Source organism: Sphingomonas plantiphila (assembly GCF_046000505.1).
Lineage (GTDB): Bacteria > Pseudomonadota > Alphaproteobacteria > Sphingomonadales > Sphingomonadaceae > Sphingomonas > Sphingomonas plantiphila.
Genome location: NZ_JBELQC010000001.1, coordinates 1,183,469 through 1,202,721, shown reverse-complemented (window position 1 = coordinate 1,202,721; position 19,253 = coordinate 1,183,469). Strand labels below are relative to the sequence as shown.

The window sequence follows — 19,253 nt, the reverse complement described above, 5'->3', positions numbered from 1 at the left end:
TTTCCGCGTGGCACACTCGATCCGGCCGGGAGGCATGGCGGCCGCTGGCGCACAGTTGCGCGCGCACGCCGCCGCGACGGCCGACCGGATTCGAGAGTGCTGCTTTGATGGGCGCCTTAGGCGCCGGGCGCTGCGCGCGGAAGATCTGCGGACGGCACGTTGCGCCGGCGTTGCCTGCCGGCCGCGGCCAAGGGGGGTGGGCGTCGCTCCCTCTAGTCCCGTCGCGGCGTGCCGCAACCCGCTGCGCGGGTCCTCCACTTCGTTTCGGCCCTGCGGGTGCTGCCCGCCGCTCAAGCGGGACTGCCGGTCTGCTCCTTGCCGCCCACCCCCCTTTTCCGGGGCCGGTGCGGTGTTTGAAGAGGAGTAGGACCAATGGAACTCAAGCATATCGAAACCGCCAAGCTCTGCATCTCCGCTGTGAACATGCGGGCCAAGGGCAAGGCCGACCTGTCGCACATCCTGCCGTCGATCCGGGCACGGGGCGTGCTGGTGCCGCTGATCGTGCGGCCTGCGGACGAAGACCGGTTCGAGATCGTGGCGGGCAAGCGGCGCTATCATGCGGCGCTGGCGGTCGCGGAGGAGAGCGGCGAGGCCGAGCCCCTGCCCTGTGCGATCATGGCGCCGGGGGACGATGCCGCGGCGCTGGAAGCCTCGCTGATCGAGAATGTCGCGCGGCTGGACCCCGATGAGGTGACCTTGTGGGAGAGCTTCACGCGGCTGGTCCGCGAGGGGCGTTCGCCCGAGGATATCGCGCTCACCTTCGGGCTTACCGAGTTGCAGGTGAAGCGGACGCTGGCGCTGGGCAATCTGCTGCCGCGTATCCGGGGGCTGTACCGCAAGGGCGATATAGACGCGGCGACGGTGCGGCACCTGACCCTCGCCTCTAAGGCACGGCAACGTGACTGGCTGGGCCTGTTCGATGATCCCGACACGCATTGCCCGACCGGGCATCAGCTCAAGGCATGGATGTTCGGTGGCGCATCGGTGCCGGTGGGTGCGGCGCTGTTCGATCTGGCCGACTATTCCGGCGAGGTGGTGTCCGACCTGTTCGGCGAGGAGCGTTTCTTCGCCGACACGGCCAGCTTCTGGGCGGCGCAGACGCCTGCCATCGAGGCCAAGGCCGAGGGCTATCGCGAGGCGGGTTGGCCCGAGGTGGTGATCCTGCCCACCGGCGACACCTTCCACAGCTGGGAGCATGAGCGCTGCGCCAAGCGCAAGGGCGGCAAGGTGTTCCTCGCGGTCAGCGCGCGCGGCGAGGTGACCGTCCATGAGGGCTATGTCTCGACCAAGGAAGCGCGGCGGCGCGAGCGGGGCGAGGCCAGCCAGGACGAGAAGCCGGTACGGCCCGAGGTGAGCGCGCCGATCCAGAACTATGTCGATCTGCACCGGCACGCCGCCGTGCGTGCCGTCCTGATCGACCAGCCCTCGGTCGCGCTGCGGCTGATGGTGGCGCATGCCGTTGTAGGTTCTTCGCTCTGGAATGTCCGGATCGAGGACCAGCGCGCATCGAGCGATGCGATTGCCGAGAGCGTCGAGACTTGCGCCTCGGAAGCACGGTTCGACGAGAAGCGGCGTGCGGTGCTGGCGCTGCTCGGCTTCGATCCCGACGCCCCGACCGTCACGCGCGGCTATGAAGGCGAGCATGGCATTGCCGGGCTGTTCGTGCGGCTGTTGCAGCTTCCTGATCCTGCGCTGTTCGACGTGGCGGCAATCGTCATGGGCGAGACGCTGGAGGCCGGGAGCGCGCTGATCGAAGTGCTGGGGCCGTTGCTCGGGACCGACATGAGTAAGGTCTGGCATGCCGACGATGCCCTTCTCGATCTGGTCCGTGACCGCGAGGTGATTGGCTGCGTGCTGGCCGATGTGGCGGGCGATGCCATCGCCAGCGCCAACGAAGCCGCGACGGGCAAGGTGAAGCGCGGGATCATGCGCGATTGCCTGACCGGCGAAAACGGACGGACCAAGGTCGAGCGCTGGGTGCCGAGATGGATGGCCTTCCCGCCCGCCGCCTACACGGTGCGCGGTGGCGTGCCGACCGTTGCCCGGGCCGAGAAGATGGCGAGCCTCGCCATCACCCCCGAACCGCAGCCGCTGCGTGCAGCCGCGTGACCGATGCTGGCGGGCGCAAGGCCGCCAGCTTCCTCACAGAAGGGAGACTTGTCATGAATGACACCCCCGATCCCCGCACGCTCAAGCGGCTACGTCGAGCAATCCGCAGGCTGCCGCGTGACCAGCATGCCGTGTTCTGTGCGGTGCGATACGAAGACCTGGATTACGAGCAGGTCGCCGCGCGCACCGGGCTCACCATACGCGAAGTCGAACACCTGCTGGCACAGGCGCTGTTCGCGATCATGCGCGACATGGATCGCACACCGCGCCGCCGCTGGTGGCGCTTCTGGTAACTGACAACAACCGCGCGGGGCGACCCGCGCGGTTGTTCTTTTCTGTCACGCTCGGATAGGATCGTTTCACCATGCGTACCGACCTCGACCATCTGCCCCCGGCCAAGCAGCGCGAGTTGGAACGCGTCGTCCAGATTCTCTTCGAGGAGTTTGGCGACGCGACCGCCATCGCGAACTCGGAGTGGAAGAAGAACGCGCGCATCCTCAAGGTCATTCTCTACGGCAGCTATGCGCGCGGCGGCTGGGTCGATGAACCGCACACCGCCAAGGGCTATCAGTCCGACTTCGATCTGCTGGTGATCGTCAACAACGAGAAGCTCACCGACCGGGTCGAATATTGGGTGAAGGCCGAAGATCGGCTGAACCGCGAACTGGCGATCACCAAGACGCTGCGCACGCCGGTCAACTTCATCGTGCACACCATGCATGAAGTGAACGACGGCTTGGCGCATGGGCGCTATTTCTTCATGGACGTCGCGCGGGACGGGATCGCGCTCTACCAGAGCGAGGATACCGAGTTTCACGAGCCCAAGCCGAAGACGCCTGAGCAAGCGCTGGCGATGGCGAGGGAGTATTTCGGCGATTGGTTTCCGACCGCAGCCGGGTTCAGACGGAACGCCGGCTACGCCGGGCGGGATGGCGACCTAAAGCTCGCGGCATTCCTGCTCCATCAAGCAACCGAGCGCCTCTATCACTGCGTGTTGCTGGTCTGCACCTTCTACACGCCGCACGTGCACAACCTCGGCTTCCTTCGCACGCAGGCCGAGCGCATCGACCCGCGCCTGGTCGATGCGTGGCCGCGCGACAATCGGTCCGATCGTTCGCGCTTCGAGAAGCTCAAGGAAGCTTATGTGAAGGCGCGCTACTCGAAGCACTATCGGATCAGCGAGGAGGAACTGGCGTGGCTTGGCGAGCGCGTTGAAGCGCTTGGCCAAGCCGTGCAGGTGATATGCGAAGAGCGCATTGCGTCGCTGGAACGCAGCGTCGCAGCATGAATTAGCCGCGCCGTTGCGGCTCGGTTCGTTGCGTCACGATCAACTGCTCACGGTCACGGGCCTGCCACATCTCGCGATCAGCCGCGTCGATCTGCGTGAGCAATTCCCCGAAGCACGGCGAGCTATCGGCTGGCCACGCTCGGCTAAAGCCTTCCCCCAATCGCTCGAGATCGAATTCGGTCAGCAAGGCGATCGCGACGATCCTCTTGTTGTCCTTCATCGGGCCGCTCCCCAACATATGTTAGGATGCTCAACGACGAATTCGCCCAAGAGTGCCGATCAGTCCGTTGAACTTGCGCTGTTTTCGAATGCGCGTCTGCCGCGTCGGCGCCATAGGATCAGTGCCTGATCGCGGCCCTCGCCTTGTAATGTAGCTGCAGCGCTCACCAACAATCCGAAGATTATCGCCCGGTCATCCTCGGTCAGCTCGATCAGTCCGGCTTTCACCACCAAGCCACCCAGCTCGATCAACTGGCGCGTGCGTTCGCGGCGCTTCAAGACCCAGACCCGCTTGTCATCACGCGCGATCTTCGCTTGCCGGCGGTGCTTCGCCGCTTGCGCTTTGCGCAGGTCGATGATCGTTCTTGTCAGCGCCCCGAGCACCGCGCGGCGCTGCCTGAAAGAAGGCCGCGCCGCGCTTGCGCCAGTCTTCCTTGATCGCCGCATCCTTGGTATCGATCGCGCTCAGCAGCGCGCCAGCCAGCTGCTCGACCGGGAATGTGTCGGCTCCGATTGAGACGACCAGCTCGCCGAGCTGGCGTAGCTTCTGCTCGCGCAGTTGCCTGGCCTTGTCGTTCAGCGCCTTCAGCTCGGCGTCATAGTCACGGGGTTTGCGCATCGGTCGATCCTCATTTGCGTGATGAAGATGGACCAGTTATCGCTGTCTTCGATCAGCGACAACGCCCTGAAATCTCATGGGATTACGCAATCCCGAGAAAGATGAATTCTTTCGAGGGCGCGCTTATACGTCGTGCCGACGTCGCTTGTTAGGTGTAGTTGGTATGGTCGCTATGGCGATCTACCATTTCTCCGCAAAGATTATCTCCCGCGCCAACGGTTCGTCGGCGCTGGCGGCCGCTGCCTATCGCTCCGCCTCTCGGCTCTATGACCAGCGCCTCGATCGCCACCACGATTTCTCGAACAAGGCGGGCGTCGTTCATTCCAAAGTGATGCTGCCCGAGGGTGCGCCCGAGCGCCTCGGTGACCGCGAAACCCTGTGGAATGAGATTGAGGCGGTCGAGCTGCGCAAGGACGCGCAGCTTGCCCGGGAGATCGAATTCGCAATTCCGCGCGAGCTATCCCCAGAAATGGGGATTGCGCTCGCGCGCGACTTCGTTCGACGCGAGTTTGTCGACTCCGGCATGGTCGCCGATCTCAATGTCCATTGGGATGTCGGTGCCGATGGCGAAGCCAAACCGCACGCCCATGTCATGCTCGCGCTGCGCGACGTCGATGAGGACGGCTTCGGTAAGAAGAACCGCGACTGGAATCGGACCGACCTTCTGGAGAAATGGCGCGAGCGCTGGGCCGAGCATGTCAACACGCGGATGGCCGAACTCGATATCGGTGCGCGTGTCGATCACCGATCGCTGAAAGCGCAGGGCGTCGACCTGGAGCCGCAGAACAAGATCGGTCCGGCAGCGTCACGCATGGCGGCGCAGGGGCTCGATCTCGAACGCGTCGACGAGCATCGCGAGATCGCGCGTTCAAACGGCGCGAAGATCATCGCGGACCCGCGTGTCGCGCTCGATGCGATCACGCATAACCAGGCGACCTTCACCACCCGCGACCTTGCCATGTTCGTGCACCGCCAGAGCGAGGGGAAGGAGCAGTTCGACCATGTGATGGCCGCCGTGCGCGGCTCGCCGGACCTGGTAGCGCTTGGCAAGGATGGACGCGGTGAGGACCGCTTCACCAGTCGCGAGATGATCGAGACCGAACAACGGCTGGAGCGCGCGACCGTTCGGCTCGAGGCTAGCCGGCGCCACTTTGTCGCCGAACCGCATCGCGACTCCGCGCTCGACGCTGCCGCGAAGCGCGGTCTTGTGCTGTCGAGCGAGCAGCGTTCGGCGTTCGAGCACGTCACCGACGCCAAGGGGATCAGCGTCGTGGTCGGCTATGCCGGCACCGGCAAATCCGCGATGCTCGGCGTTGCGCGCGAAGCCTGGGAGCGCGCTGGCTATCAGGTGCAGGGCCTGGCGCTATCCGGCATCGCTGCGGAAAATCTGGAAAGCGGTTCGGGCATTGCGTCCCGCACGATCGCCAGCATCGAGCGTCAATGGTCGCAGGATCGTGAGTTGCTGAGCCGTGATCATGTGCTGCTGATTGATGAGGCCGGCATGATCGGCTCGCGGCAGATGGAGCGCGTGATCGCCGAAGCCGAGAAGCGCGGCGCCAAGGTGGTGCTGGTCGGCGATACTGAACAGCTCCAGGCGATCGAAGCTGGCGCGGCGTTCCGCTCGATCGCCGAGCGCCATGGCAGCGTCGAGATCACCGACATTCGCCGCCATCGCGAGGACTGGCAGCGTGACGCCACCCGGCAGCTTGCCACCGGCCGAACTGGCGAGGCGCTCCAAGCCTATACCGAACATGACCGTGTCCATGCCGCCGACACCCGCGAGCAGGCGCGTGCCGATCTGATCGATCGCTGGGATCGTGATCGTCAGGCAGTGCCGGCTGCGACACGCATCATCCTCACCCACACCAATGACGAAGTGCAGACGCTCAATCAGGCCGCGCGCGACCGGCTGCGCATTACAGGGCAGCTTGGCGAGGATGTCGCGCTGCGCGTCGAGCGCGGGCAGCGCGCCTTCGCCTCGGGCGACCGGATCATGTTCCTCAAGAACGAGCGCAGCATGGGCGTGAAGAACGGCTCGCTCGGCGTCGTCCAGAGCGTAACTGCTGCACGCATGGCGGTCATGCTCGATGATGGTCGCATGGTCGCGTTCGACCTCAAGGACTATGCCCATGTCGATCATGGCTATGCCGCGACGATCCACAAGGCGCAGGGCGTGACGGTCGATCGCGCGCATGTGCTCGCAACGCCAGGCCTCGACCGGCATGCCGCCTATGTCGCGCTGTCGCGACATCGCGACGCCGTGGATCTGCATTATGGTCGCGACGATTTCGCCGACCCCTCGAAGCTGGTCCGTGCACTCTCACGCGACCGTGCCAAGGACATGGCCTCGGATTACGTGCGCGACTTCGCAGATCGTCGGCACATCCGGTTGCCCGAGCCTGCAATTGAGAAAGCGAAGCCCGCGCCGGTGCGCGATCCGTTCGCGGGCTTGGACCTGCGGCCCATGTCGTCGCCGCCGACACGCGGCATGTTCGATGGCGTGCGGATTGCTGTACCCCGGCCAGCACGTGCGCCTCAGCCGATCGGTCTGGAAACCGCGGTGCAGCGCTTCGCCCGGGCGGCGGCCGACGTCCTGCGGATGCGCAACGATGGCTATGCCGAATTGCCCCACCAGCGGATCGCCTACGGCAAGGCCCGCGAGGCGCTGGACGTCGCGCGGCCGGAAGCGTCGCGCGATCTCCGCGCAGCCTTTGCGCGCGATCCCGGCATGATCAGTGAAGCCGCGCAGGGCCGCACCAACGCTGCGCTTCGCGCGATGGCGCTGGAAGCGGAGTTGCACGCCAATCCTGAGAAGCGCGCGGACCGGTTCGTGGAGGACTGGCAGAAGCTCGCGAAAGCGCATCGTGCGTTCCGCCATGCCGGTGATGAATCGGGCGCCCGTGCCATCGGCCAGCAGATGAGTGCCTGGGGCAAGAGCCTTGAACGCGATGCCCAGGTCGAGTCGCTGGTCAAAAAGCGCCTGCCGGAACTCGGGATGAGGGCTAGGGAAGGCGCTTCGATATCCCACAACGTGCAGGAATGGCTCGGCCTCTCGCGTGGTCGCGGGCTTGGGCGATAGACCTTTGCGAATGGATCAGGAAAGCACCCGCGAAGTCGATACCAGTCTCGCCGCCCATGCGTTTGGCGAGCTGCGTGCAGAGATCAGCCTGTTGCGTCGCGCCGTCGAGCGGCTGACAGACGAGCGCACATCGCAACCCGATTATGCGCCCAGCCTTGAGGCGATTGCCAAGCGGCTGGAGGATGTCTCCGTCTCGGTGCAGCGGGTATCGGAAAAGCCGGCGCTGAAGCTGACACCTGAAGCCATGGCCCGGGAGATTGCGACCGCGTCGACCGCAGGTCGGGAACGCGATCGGGAAATGTTGCATTGTGCCGCCGCGAACATGAACGGAGCCGCCGGTACTCTCAGCGCGGCACTTGCAGGCGCGCGATCGGCTGCGGAGCAGAACCGCGAGTTGCTGCACAACCGCGTCGCCTTTGCCGTCGCTGGTATGGTGGCGTTTGCGATCCTGCCCGGTGCTGTTGCGCGATCGCTGCCGGTCAGTTGGGCGGTACCCGAGCGGATCGCTTCGCGGATGCTGGGTGTCAACATGTGGCGGGCCGGCCAGCAGATGATGGCAAAGGCCGATCCAGAGCGCTGGGAACAGATTGCCACCCGCGAACGGCGCCAACTGCCAGTCAAAGGAGAGTAGCGGCTTTGCCCCCCTCATTGCTGCCATTCGGTCTGGCTGTTGCAGACCCCGAAAGGAGCCGTTCGATAATGAAGCTCCTTCGATGCAAACGTATCGGGCTGATCGCCGCGCCCAGTGGCGAGCCGCTTAGAGGGAAGAGCACATAGAGGCCACGGACGGTTTGGCTGACCTCTGGGGTCATGCGCGCAGATGGCATCAGCTGGCAGTTCGGTCGAGCAAGAGCAGTGCCGGAAGATTCATAGCGTTTACGTCACATGCAACGCGAAGTTTTGCGGGATTTCGTCGAACAGTCGGACTAGAATGAGTGAAGAGCACTTCTATGAGGACGGTGTCATGCAGGTCGTAATTGACAGCAACATGATGCAGTCCGCCGAGCTTTTCGAGTACCTGTCGGACGGCGCCAATGTGGCCGTTCTTCCAGACTATGTATGGGCTGAGTGCTACAAGCAGCAGTCTCTCGTCGCGGTACAATCATTCCTTTCCGTCGTTCGATATTTCCCGGATCAAATTGCCGTCCTCCGGTCGGGAAAGCAGATCGCGGGCTTTGATCCGCGCACGACGCGTTTTCCGAAGGCGTTTGAGTTGGAGAATGTACCGACGGATCTCCGAGCTATGGAGACCGCTGTCGATCAAGCCACGGCTGGCGCGGCGGCCGTGCTGGCTCAGCTTCGCGAGCAATGGGACGCGGCCACGGCGACGATGGATGACATGCTACAGGGTGCGGAAGAGGACATTCTTCCTTCTCTCCCCGAGCTGGCGAGCATGTTCACCGCCGATGAGCTTGGACGCTGCCGACGAAAGGAAAAGTACACTCCGGCCATGACCGAAAAGGTCTTTGGCACTGCGTTCGGAATCTACGAGCATTTGGTTGAGATCGACCCACGCGTGCCGCTGCTTCCGCCCCGTCACGCTGTGGAGACGTTCTACTATCGGTTCGCGCTCGGAGCGATGTTGCATTGCATCTGGTGGATCAGAAATGGGAGTCAGTCGATTTCCAAGACCGAGCGATTGCGCAACGACTACGTGGACCTCGGCCTTGCAAGCTGCGCGACTTACTATGACGGGTTCATGACCAACGATACCAAGGCCGCATGGCTGCACAACGAGCTCGCGAATGCCCTGAAATTCGCCCAGGCGGAGGCGGCGGCGCATTCAAGCCGCTGATCGGCTCGGCGCCCGGATCAGAGCTTGTGTCGCGATATTCCCCACCGGCGGCAAATTTTCTCTTGACAGCATGCGCTTTGGGTCTCGCGCAATCTCGGAAGCCGCGTTAGAGAAACAAAAGTTTTTGGTGCGGTTGCGCGAAAGGGGACACGTGTCGCATCTAGATCAACAAGACAAAGTAGCAGCGCCAGCTGTAGATCTTCCCGAAGATGCAGTTACGGCGTGTGATTTATTCGCGGGCGCGGGCGGATTTTCGTTAGGCGCACATTTTGCTCAAGTTCAGGTTGCCGCTGCGGTCGAGTTTAACAGGCACGCTGCGGCTTCCTATCGTGCTAATCTGATCGACACCGGTCTTTTGAAGGCGAGCCTTTTCGAGAAAGATATCGCGAAGTTTTCGCCCTTTGATCTCCTTGCCGAGTCGTCTTTGAAGGATCGGGGCTGCGATATTTTGCTCGGGGGCCCGCCGTGCCAGGGTTTCTCAGCTCACCGTATAAACGGTGCTGGCATTAACGATCCTAGAAACGCATTACTGCTGCGATATTTTGAGTATGTCCGGGCGTTGCGGCCACTATTTTTCCTCGTCGAGAATGTGCCAGGCTTGTTGTGGCCGCGACACGCCTCCTTCGTGGACGCATTTTATTCGCTCGCGGATTCGGCTGAATATAGTGTTCTGAAGCCCGTCATCCTTAACGCAAAGGACTTCGGCGTACCTCAGAACCGTCGTCGTGTATTTCTCCTTGGTTATGATCGTCGTCGGTTGAGCAACGCGCCCTCGTGGCCGCCGACGGCCACGCATGGTGAACCAGGCAACACCGAGGGTTTGCCGGAATGGCTTACCGCCTCCGTAGCGTTTGCACCGCCGCTTGAGGGTGATCTGAATAATATTCACATGCGCCACGGAGCGGAGTTGATTAAAACCTTTGAGAAAACTCCACCGAACGGTGGCTCTCGTCGAGATTCTGGACGCGTATTGCCGTGTCACAAGGCCCACATAGGCCATCACGACGTTTACGGTCGGATCAACCCCGCACACCCTGCACCAACTATGACGACTGCCTGCGTTAATCCTTCAAAAGGAAGGTTCGTTCATCCTACCGAGCATCACGGGATCACTTTGCGGCAGGCTGCTCGTCTGCAATCGTTCCCTGACTGGTTTAACTTCGAAGGTGGAATTATGGCGGGGGGTGTCCAAGTCGGAAACGCAGTCCCGGTCAATCTCGCGAAAGAGGTCATTGCACCGCTTAGAGATGCGGTCTTGAACCATCGAGCGGCCCAGCGTCTTCGCGAAATAGCCGACGAAGCCGCATGATCGCCGGAGTTGCGTTTCAGACTCGTGCCCGGACCATCGACCATCTTGGTCGAGGCCAAATCGCCGACGCGCCGACGGCGGTTAGTGAGCTTTGGAAGAACGCCTACGACGCATACGCCCGAAACGTAGCGCTGCACGTGTTCGACGGCACGCCGGAAGTGGCCGCGATCGTCGATGATGGCGTTGGAATGTCATACGACGATTTGGTTCGTCGTTGGCTTGTAATCGGCACTGAGAGCAAGATCGAAGAGTTTGACGCGACTCCCCCCGACACGCTCGGTCTGCCCCGCCGCCAACGCCAGGGTGAAAAAGGCATCGGGCGCCTGTCGGTCGCCTTTCTCGCGCCGTGTACCGTTCTTGTTTCTCGCAAGCGCGGGTGCAACTTCGTCGCGGTCGCCGTGGATTGGAGGCTGTTCGAGAATCCATTCATTGGCCTCGACGACATTCGTTTGCCCGTCCAGGAGTTTGAGACTCCGCAGGCGATGCTCAAAGGTCTCCCGAGCCTTCTGGAAACGCTCCGTGCCAATCTTGGTGCGAGCAATGATGTTGAAGACGAAGAAAGGCAGCGTCGCCTCACGGAAGGATGGGAACGCTTTTCGGATTATGAGCGCCGTCAGGGCGCATCGGCCACGACAGCCGACATGATTAAAGCTTCGTGGGTCGAAATGCCGCTCAGCGAACGGCACCTGCAAGAGTGGCCGGTTTTCCTGGATCAAGCGAAGCATGGAACGGCGATGTTCATGCTCGAGTTGAATCACGAACTTGGTGTCTGGGTTCGACCTGACGAGTCGGGCGAGGAGGTGACTGAGGTCAAGGATCGGCTACGCCAAACGCTGACAGGCTTCATTGACCCCTATTCTTCGGATCGACCCGAGTTTGCGTATGAGGTGTTCGTCCACCGAGGAGACAGTGATGACAAGATTGTTGGTGCGGACGACGTCTTCGGATTGGACGGCCTACACGATCTCGAACACTACGTCGAAGGTGCGTTTGACGACCGAGGGACTTTTACGGGGCGGGTTGTAGCGTTTGGGCAAGATCTCGGAGTGAAGACCTACGTGCCGAAACGGCCCCCTCCCCAACGCGGCAGAGATCGATTGGGCGGATTTAGGTTCGCGATCGGCACATACGAGGTCGACGAACGGCGGTCGACACATGGCGAAACGCAACATGCTTACATCGACGCGCAGACCGAAAAATTCGGCGGTGTCGCACTGTATCGCGACGGCCTGCGCGTGATGCCCTATGGGCGGCCCGATGCAGATTTTCTCGGCATGGAGGAGCGCCGAAGCAAGAATGCAGGGCGCGAGTTCTGGGCCCATCGCAGAAGCTTCGGCCGTATTGCTGTCACAAGAGTAGGCAACCCAGCTTTGCGCGACAAGGCTGGACGGGAAGGCCTTGTCGACAATCGCGCTTTTCGCGAGATGCGAATTCTCGTCATTGAGTTTCTCAAGGACGCGGCGCGAAAATATTTCGGGTCAGATTCCGCGATTAGAAATGAGGTGCTTCCCGGTATCATGGAGCGCAAAGCGCTTCAAAAGGAGGCTGCGGATCAAGCGAAGACCCGCCGGCGCAAAGGACTGCGCCAATTCTTGAAAGAGCAAACGAGTCCTCTGGATGAAGCGCTTCGAAAGGCGTCATCCTTGGTTGCCCTTGCTGGTGATACGCTTGAGAAGCGTGATCGCCTGCAGGCCACAGTCCTCGCTGCGCGCGCGCGGGACATTAGATCCATAACGGAGACCCTCCGCCCCCCCACGCCGCCAGCCAGGTTGGCAGATCTAGAAGACCAGTGGCGAAGCTATCGGGATCGGTATCAAGATCTATTGGATAAGCTTCAGGAATTGGCCAAACTTACTGCGGAAGTTGAGAGCACCCTGGGGGAAGAAGCCCCAAGCGAAGTACTTGCTCGACGCCTCGCGGAGCAAAGCGCGGCAATCAACAAGCAGCTTACCGCCTTCAGCGCTGGAATCGACGAGCGTTTCGCCAAATTGCGCACGGTCTGGAAAGATCATCAGGAATCCGATCAAGGGGAACTAGGTAGGCGCGCCGCGCATGTGCTCGAAGCAAATGTTACCACCGCGAACCTCCTGAACTTCCTCAATTTAGTCGACGCGAATGAGACTGAGATTTCCGAGAATCTGTCCGGAAAGTATCGTTCTTTTCTAAGTACCCTTGATCAACTTATCGAGGGGATCGATCTTGAAGGCGCTTATGCGATAACTGAAGACGACCGATCGGAGTTGGAAGAACAACTACGAGATATCCGTGCCGTGGCTCAGATTGGCATCACGGTTGAGATCATTGGACACGAATTTGAGACGTTAGAAGCGGAGGTGCGGCGCAATCTCCAGAAGCTTCCTGCATCGGCGAAATCTACGGAAGCCTATGAGGGCGCCCTTCGCGCCCATCTAGCACTTGCCGACCGCCTTAGATTTCTGTCTCCGTTGAAAATCGGAGGCTACCGAGCTCGCGAGGTAATAACCGGTGCCCAAGTTGCGGATTATATCACGGAGTTTTTTTCGTCTGTTTTCACGAGTCAGCGTATCGAGTTTATCGTAACAGAAAATTTCCGGAAAATCTCATTCAGAGACATTCCGTCCAGGATTTTCCCTGTATTTATCAACTTGATCAACAACGCCGTTTACTGGACTTCGCTGGCGACAGAACGCAAAATTGAACTCGACTTCCAAGACGGACTTGCCATCATTGCTGACAGCGGCCCTGGCGTCGATCCGGAGGATGTATCTAGGCTGTTCGAGTTATTTTTCTCCAGGCGTCGATCGGGCAGAGGCGTTGGGCTGTATTTGAGTCGGGTGAATCTGGGGGTCGCAGGGCATAAAATTCGATATGCGATGGCTGACGATCCAAAGATCTTGGACGGAGCTAATTTCATCGTCGATTTCAAGGGGGTATCTTCTGATGGTTGATGGCGGTTACGCCGCAGCGGTCAAGGAAACGTTCGAGACGAAACCGCTTCGCACCGTTTTAATGATCGACGATGAATTTCCGAGCTTGTCGGACGTGATTCGTGGCGTTGATAACTCAAAGAAATTCCGCCAGAGTGATCGGGCTCTGGTCCTGTATGAGGGCTTTCGTCGCCGACAGATGATCTGTGACGTAGAAAACGACGTCGGCGATGTTCATGCTGATCGTTTTCGCAAGAGCGATTTGATCATATTGGACTACAATCTTGGGCCCACCGAGAATGACAACGAGCAGTCAATTCGGGTATTGAGGGAGCTTGCCGGGTCCAAGCATTTCAATACTGTTGTAGTTTACACTGCCGATCCAGAACTTGATGATGTTTGGCTGGCAATCGTTGCCAGTCTGTCGGGAGATTGGAACGGTCTGCCCGGTGCACTCGAAGGAGAAGCGCAAGAGCATTGGGAGAAGCTGAGCGACACCGATCAGCTCCCTGACCCTTCAATCGAAGCGATTAAATCGTATGCTGAGCGCCGCGATATCCGCGACATTCCCAGCAAGGTTTTTGCTGCCGCGCAGAAGGAGCTGGAAGATCTCGGAGTGCCGAAGGCTGCGACGCCAAAAATCCTAGAAGCACTGATACATCGAGATCTCGCCTCTCGAGCTGGTCGTTGGGCGGGCGAACCGCGTCGGCGAGCAGTTGGAAAAGCGGCCGACGGTGTCCGTTGGATTCAGTCCCACAATTCATTTGTGGCAATCGTACAAAAAGCAGACGCAAGCGATGAGGACGCATCTGACCCCTACGGGATAATGGCGCACCTTGGGACCGCATTGCTGGCATGGAGACCGAATCTCATTCAGGTCATCATGTCAGAGATCCAAAATATTCTGGAGTTGGAAGCCCTTACTACGGAAGATGAGCACCTCGCGCTCGGCGAGACACAGGCGGCACTGTGGTACTATTTGCTGCAGAATGTTGGCGCAATCGACCCGGATGACGGCGATGACCTTAGGCCCCCTCTAGCCAGCTTGGTGGACAAGCTTGTCGATGGAATCCGGCATCGCCTCTCATCAGATCAGGCCCTGCTGGAACTCGCTGGCAACGCTATGCGAGGCGAGTTGCGAGACGCCGGGATGAAGCCTGATACTTGGCCGGATTCAAAGCGGGTCGCTCTCATCAAAAAGGCCGGGGAGCTAACGAGGGCCGGCAAGGTAGACCCGAAGGCTGTAGCCTTCCGGCTGAACAGCTTTTTGTCCACCGAGCGATTTCGTCGCGCTCATTTGAGCACCGGAACAGTTTTCCGCCATGGCGACGAGATCTGGGCTGCGACGTCACCGGCGTGCGACCTTGTGGCTCGTCAGCCTGGCGTGGATCAGGCTTGGTCGCATGCGATCCATCCGATGACCGCCCTAGTTGCGATCAAACTCCACAGCGGGGGAGAACTGCCCAGCGCTCTAACCGAGGCTACTAAGGGAAATCATGTTTTCTTCGAGCTAGACGGCACTCCTACCGCGCTGAAGTTGGTGAATGCAGTTTCCCAGCCGAGCTACGAGATCTTCTTCGCTCACAACGAAGGCCGTGTCAGGCTGGATGGCGATAGAACGGTATTTACAGCTTCGAGGCTGATGCCGCTTGAAGATGGCAGTCGTGGGTTAGTCGAACAAGAATTTGAGGTTGTGGGCCAATTGCGCGGCGTCAACGCCATTCGCGCCCTCCAATCTGCCGGCCAACATTTGTCGCGTGTGGGCTTGGATTTTGTGAGCCTACCGCCAAACTGAGATGGACAATCTGTCTCCTGTGGACCGCCGTCGAGCGATGCAGGCTGTTCGGGTGCGAAACACGAAACCCGAATTGCTGGTCCGAAAGCGGGCTCATGCAATCGGACTTAGATTCCGACTACATCGCCGCGACTTGCTAGGGACGCCGGACTTAGTCTTCCCACGCAGGCGAACCGTCGTCTTCGTGCATGGTTGTTTCTGGCATGGGCGTTCCGATTGCCCCAGAGGCAGGCTGCCTCAAACAAACGGCGAGTTCTGGAGCGCTAAGATCGAAAGAAACAAGGCGCGAGACAGTGCTGCCATCGAGTTGCTTCAACGCGCTAGTTGGTCTGTTGTCGTCATCTGGGAATGTGAAACGCGTAGCGTTGAAAAGATCGACAACTGCCTCTCCCCGCTTCTGCTCGGATCGTAGCTCAAGCGATTGAGGATTTCCGGCGGACCGACCCGCGCAGCCAGCTACTCCGCCTCACTGTTCGAGACGCCGCCTTCCCGATCGGGATCGACATTTTGGAGAAGACGACGAGTGAGAGAGTGGAAAAGCCTCGAAAGGTCGAGCAGCAGCTTGTCCTCCTCAGCGGTGGAATAAAGCGATACCAAGCTCCCGTGCATGACGCGATTGCGGAGCCGATCCCAAGCATCGAACTCGTCTTTGGCGACCCATCCATCGGCTACGAGCTGCCGGAGCGCCTGTACAGACGAGGTCCTAAGCAGTCGGCCAGCCGCCCGCTTCGCCGGCTCCTTCGGACGAGGATCTCCCTCCCACGCATCGATGTAAGCGTGGAAGGAGTCCACGGCCAACGTGAGCTCCTTCAGGGCCTTCGCGTCCATGTCCGTGCGAGCGCGCCCTTCCAGCCCAAGCAGCTTAACGAGCGCCTCAACAGCGCTCGCGTAGGTCAGAGCCCACACCCACCGCGACCCACGCGCTGCCTGGATCACCTCGACGTACAGTTCCGTGAGCTTGTTCGCCTCGAAGTTGAGATCGCCGCGCTCGTCCCGTGCTCCAGCCACGTAGGCTAGCAGTCGCCGGAAGCTCTCCCAGAACCCATCGGCATCTACTAGCTCGTCGTCACCCTGCCAAAGCGAGCACGCGTCCGAGTCACGCATCCATCGGGGCGACGGGCGTACCCAGCCCATGGCCCACTTATCCGACTGACGAAGGACAAACCTGGGATAGATCAGCTGGCCAAACAGAATACGGAGCGGCTCTCCCAACCAGTTCTCCGCGTAGCACGGTATCAGCACATTGGACGCGGGCGCCCGCACGATGAGCAGATCTGCATCATCGTCCAAGGTCAGAACCACCTCGCTGCCGAGCACGCGCAACGACTTGGTTGGCATCCCGTCGCCCAAAGCAGGAGGAAAGAAACGTCGCAGGATGACGCGAGCGCGATGCTGCTGGGGCAGCAGATATGCGACCTCGGTTCCCGGATCGAAGTCGCCATTCTCGTGGAACGACAGGGCTTCGACCTCACCAGTGAATATCCATGCTCCGCTCTCAGGCACGTGAACCTTCGGGATCGTCCAGCCGGCCATGAGGTCCGCCCCATCGGAAGTCTTCACCGTCAGCCGCTCGCGCTGGGTTCCGTCATAAGGGTCGCGATCAATCCGCCGCAGGGAGCGAAGGGCGTGTCCGAAGTCAGAAGGCGTTCCACGAAGCGTGTAACCGAAAGACATCGGCGTCAGCACCGTGATTTCGCCCGCACCGACAACGATAGGCGGGTCGTGATCACCAGCGAGGAGCGTCATCTCCGGGCAAGCGATAACCGTGCCAACCTCCGAGAGGTGTCTGAGCCGGTCCACAAGCGTCACCATCGGGAGAACCTCACTCGAAGAAGCTGCTGTTGTCGATCTTGAGCTCGATGCCTCCGGGATCAACGCCCAGGGGATCCGCGACGGCGCAGGTGACCGTCGCCTCGTAGGGATAGGAGTCTGTCGTTCGAAAGCCGATGTCGGCCCTGACGTCAGAGTTCGATCCGAACTGCAGCTCGACGGCTACGGTGCCAGCCACCTCGTACCTGATTGTCTCTGAATTGATGTCCTCGACCTCAATGGCATCGATCCAGTGGTGATCTACGGTGGTGTGCGTCGACAGCTCGTCCAGCTCCTGGATCGTCTCCGAAATCAGCCGTTCGAACACCCTGTTGTGCAGCGCCGATGCCACCGCCTCCCGAACGGCACTCCGGCTGTCCTCCGCCGCATCAAGAAGTGCGTCGACGGCGTCGAGGACGTTGTGGAACAGTCGCCTGACCGGTGCCCCCTCGGCCAAGATCGTATTCGGCCTAACGTGGGTCGACCTGTTCAGGCCGTTGATCATGTCCGAAAGCGCCTTCGCATCAGGAGCCACTTCAATCTGCAGCTCCTCTTTCACGAACTCATCGGGAAGGCCGCCCTTGATGATGTAGATCGCGCGCTGCTTTCGCGTGACGGTGTCCGTATCTTCCGCCGGGACGAACCAAACGCACCCACGGACCTCGTCGTCGGGCGCGAGCTTGTGAATGATATGGTTCACCGCTTCGCGGAGCCCCGCCGCCACGAAGTTGCCGCGGATCGGGTTGCTCTTCTGCTTCCCGACCTTGATACAGCCACGAAGGACGGTTTTCAGGAACCGGTCTCCCGGAAACCGCGCAGTCAGGGCACGGGAAGCCTTCTCGATTTCACGCCACGACGGCACGTCGTCCGCCATCCACCCCCCTCCCCGTTAGCCGCCGATCTTCCCGGAACCCTTGCGAATAACGGTGAAGCCAGGGTTCTCAGCCTGCACCAAGCGGATTGCTTCCTCGAGATTGCGAGCTTCCTTGTGGATATGGCGAGCGGGATCCTCGCCTTTGCTCGGTGAAGTGGCCCAGAAGTCGTCCCACTTTTCTTCATCGCCCCGCCTCACGATCGAGACGCGATAGATCGATTTCCCCACATAAACCTCCTTCGAGTGCCCGCCAGCGAAACCGACTCCGCCTTGATATACCCCGCGACGGAAATCACCCGGATCTGCACTGACCTAGAGGCAGGATTAGCGCGAGCCGCAGCTCCGCATCTACACCGTAGATCGCGCGGGGGTTTGAGCACGTTCGCGGCCCTCAACCGAAGGGCAGCTTTCGAGCTCCGCCTGAAGCAACGTGAACGGCGAATACGGGGAGCTTAGCGGTCGCAAGATGCGCCACGTCGGGCCAGAATATCGCGAACAAAGTGGTAGGAAAAGTGGTAGGTCGGAGTTACCATGTCGACGATTATTAGAAGTATCTCAATGCTTTACCTGATAATCTAAACTTCCTCCCGCTCCGCCAGATCCCGATCCGTAACGATGTTCGACGAACGCCAGCGCCGATAAAGCGTGTGCGTCTCCCCAATTTGCCTGAAATGATGGCAGATGGAAGGTCGGCAGCTGCAAGACACGCTGGCGCAGTCGCGAGCTGCGATCGCATTACCGAAGCGATCAACTGGCTTGCGAATAGTCGAAACCCTTCTGGATTATGATCTCCGCAATTTTCTCTCGGCTGATCTTGATGAACTCCTTCGCGTCCTCGACGGTTGGGATCGCGCTATCGAACCGCGTTGCGAGTTCGAAGATCGTGCGGATGTCTTCGCCGTGACAGCTGATGGAATGAAAAATCCGGTCCATTTCCGCGGACAGGTTGCGATAGATTGATTGGAGCTGCGGATTGCGCGTGGCCTCCGCAAGCAGATCGAAGCGTTGCCGCGACAGTCGTATCCAGTCCTCCGGATTGAGCCTGGTCCTTTTGACCGCCCGCGAATGCTCTCGCTGGATGACCTCCAGAGCTTCGGCTTGCTCGGGGGTCATGCGCTCCCGGGCCAGCTCGATGATCAACGGCGACACCGCGCTCCAGACCGTGAAGAAGTCGTCCACCGACTTCAATGTCAGCCCGGCGACGCGATAACCGCGGCGCGGAATCGTTTCGACGAGGCCATCATGGTTCAGGCGATCCAACGCCTCACGCACCGGCATCGCCCCGAATCCGATCTCCGCTGATATTTCACGCTCGGTAAAGCGCATGCGAGGCGGCATTTTCAACGTTACGATCCGCTGCCGCAGAAGCGCATAGACCTGATCGGCCAGCGTCTGCTTTTGCTCATCGCGCTCTGCCATCGGCTCACTCCAGCTCAGCGCCGTCCCTAGGC

At 60.6% G+C, this 19,253-nt stretch carries 17 protein-coding genes; 10 read left to right on the top strand and 7 right to left on the bottom strand.

Features of this window, described 5'->3' with window-relative positions:
* Nucleotides 1-372 precede the first annotated feature (372 nt).
* The 3 genes from ABS767_RS05795 (at nt 373) to ABS767_RS05785 (ending at nt 3,397) form a co-directional block, all read left to right on the top strand.
* Nucleotides 373-2,109 carry a ParB/RepB/Spo0J family partition protein gene (locus tag ABS767_RS05795; RefSeq protein ID WP_408077407.1) on the top strand — a complete coding sequence of 579 codons (1,737 nt, stop codon included), beginning with the start codon at nt 373-375 and terminating at the stop codon, nt 2,107-2,109.
* A gap of 53 nt (nt 2,110-2,162) precedes the next feature.
* The gene (locus ABS767_RS05790) at nt 2,163-2,402 is read left to right on the top strand and encodes a sigma factor-like helix-turn-helix DNA-binding protein (protein WP_408077406.1); all 240 of its coding nucleotides are present in this window, start codon (nt 2,163-2,165) and stop codon (nt 2,400-2,402) included.
* Between the two features lie 71 nt (nt 2,403-2,473).
* Nucleotides 2,474-3,397 carry a nucleotidyltransferase domain-containing protein gene (locus tag ABS767_RS05785; RefSeq protein WP_408077405.1) on the top strand — a complete coding sequence of 308 codons (924 nt, stop codon included), beginning with the start codon at nt 2,474-2,476 and terminating at the stop codon, nt 3,395-3,397.
* A gap of 1 nt (nt 3,398) precedes the next feature.
* Here the strand turns inward: ABS767_RS05785 and ABS767_RS05780 are convergent, their stop codons facing one another.
* Genes ABS767_RS05780 through ABS767_RS05770 form a run of 3 tightly spaced genes read right to left on the bottom strand, consistent with a single transcriptional unit; the run spans nt 3,399 to nt 4,235 of the window.
* Nucleotides 3,399-3,617 (bottom strand): SH3 domain-containing protein, encoded by a 219-nt coding sequence (locus ABS767_RS05780; RefSeq protein ID WP_408077404.1) that lies wholly within the window; start codon nt 3,615-3,617, stop codon nt 3,399-3,401.
* 59 nt (nt 3,618-3,676) lie between these two features.
* The gene (locus ABS767_RS05775) at nt 3,677-3,895 is read right to left on the bottom strand and encodes a conjugal transfer protein TraD (RefSeq protein ID WP_408077403.1); all 219 of its coding nucleotides are present in this window, start codon (nt 3,893-3,895) and stop codon (nt 3,677-3,679) included.
* Nucleotides 3,896-3,914: 19 nt separating this feature from the next.
* On the bottom strand, nt 3,915-4,235 hold the full coding sequence (locus ABS767_RS05770; protein WP_408077402.1) for a conjugal transfer protein TraD: 321 nt from the start codon (nt 4,233-4,235) through the stop codon (nt 3,915-3,917).
* Between the two features lie 172 nt (nt 4,236-4,407).
* Here ABS767_RS05770 and traA point away from each other — a divergent pair, with 172 nt between their 5' ends.
* The 7 genes from traA to ABS767_RS05735 all read left to right on the top strand — a co-directional run bounded on the left by traA (nt 4,408) and on the right by ABS767_RS05735 (nt 15,531).
* Complete coding sequence (gene traA, locus ABS767_RS05765; protein ID WP_408077401.1) at nt 4,408-7,314, top strand: Ti-type conjugative transfer relaxase TraA; 2,907 nt, start codon at nt 4,408-4,410, stop codon at nt 7,312-7,314.
* Between the two features lie 10 nt (nt 7,315-7,324).
* Nucleotides 7,325-7,945 (top strand): DUF6118 family protein, encoded by a 621-nt coding sequence (locus tag ABS767_RS05760; protein ID WP_408077400.1) that lies wholly within the window; start codon nt 7,325-7,327, stop codon nt 7,943-7,945.
* 300 nt (nt 7,946-8,245) lie between these two features.
* Nucleotides 8,246-9,109, top strand: a complete 864-nt coding sequence (locus ABS767_RS05755) for a hypothetical protein (protein ID WP_408077399.1) — start codon at nt 8,246-8,248, stop codon at nt 9,107-9,109.
* 151 nt (nt 9,110-9,260) lie between these two features.
* Nucleotides 9,261-10,418: a DNA cytosine methyltransferase gene (locus ABS767_RS05750; protein WP_408077398.1), complete on the top strand. Its 1,158-nt coding sequence runs from the start codon at nt 9,261-9,263 to the stop codon at nt 10,416-10,418.
* Nucleotides 10,415-13,345 (top strand): ATP-binding protein, encoded by a 2,931-nt coding sequence (locus ABS767_RS05745; protein ID WP_408077397.1) that lies wholly within the window; start codon nt 10,415-10,417, stop codon nt 13,343-13,345. Before ABS767_RS05750 ends, ABS767_RS05745 begins: the two co-directional genes overlap by 4 nt.
* Nucleotides 13,338-15,119 (top strand): response regulator receiver domain, encoded by a 1,782-nt coding sequence (locus tag ABS767_RS05740; protein WP_408077396.1) that lies wholly within the window; start codon nt 13,338-13,340, stop codon nt 15,117-15,119. Before ABS767_RS05745 ends, ABS767_RS05740 begins: the two co-directional genes overlap by 8 nt.
* A gap of 1 nt (nt 15,120) precedes the next feature.
* Complete coding sequence (locus ABS767_RS05735; RefSeq protein WP_408077395.1) at nt 15,121-15,531, top strand: very short patch repair endonuclease; 411 nt, start codon at nt 15,121-15,123, stop codon at nt 15,529-15,531.
* Nucleotides 15,532-15,575: 44 nt separating this feature from the next.
* On the opposite strand, the gene ABS767_RS05730 is transcribed toward ABS767_RS05735, so the two are convergent.
* The 4 genes from ABS767_RS05730 to ABS767_RS05715 all read right to left on the bottom strand — a co-directional run bounded on the left by ABS767_RS05730 (nt 15,576) and on the right by ABS767_RS05715 (nt 19,221).
* Entirely contained in the window at nt 15,576-16,931 is a 1,356-nt protein-coding gene (locus ABS767_RS05730) for a hypothetical protein (protein ID WP_408077394.1), read from the bottom strand.
* A gap of 10 nt (nt 16,932-16,941) precedes the next feature.
* On the bottom strand, nt 16,942-17,802 hold the full coding sequence (locus ABS767_RS05725) for a pPIWI-associating nuclease domain-containing protein (RefSeq protein WP_408077393.1): 861 nt from the start codon (nt 17,800-17,802) through the stop codon (nt 16,942-16,944).
* A gap of 15 nt (nt 17,803-17,817) precedes the next feature.
* On the bottom strand, nt 17,818-18,030 hold the full coding sequence (locus ABS767_RS05720) for a hypothetical protein (RefSeq protein WP_408077392.1): 213 nt from the start codon (nt 18,028-18,030) through the stop codon (nt 17,818-17,820).
* Nucleotides 18,031-18,549: 519 nt separating this feature from the next.
* Complete coding sequence (locus ABS767_RS05715; RefSeq protein WP_408077391.1) at nt 18,550-19,221, bottom strand: GntR family transcriptional regulator; 672 nt, start codon at nt 19,219-19,221, stop codon at nt 18,550-18,552.
* Between the last annotated feature and the right edge of the window lie 32 nt (nt 19,222-19,253).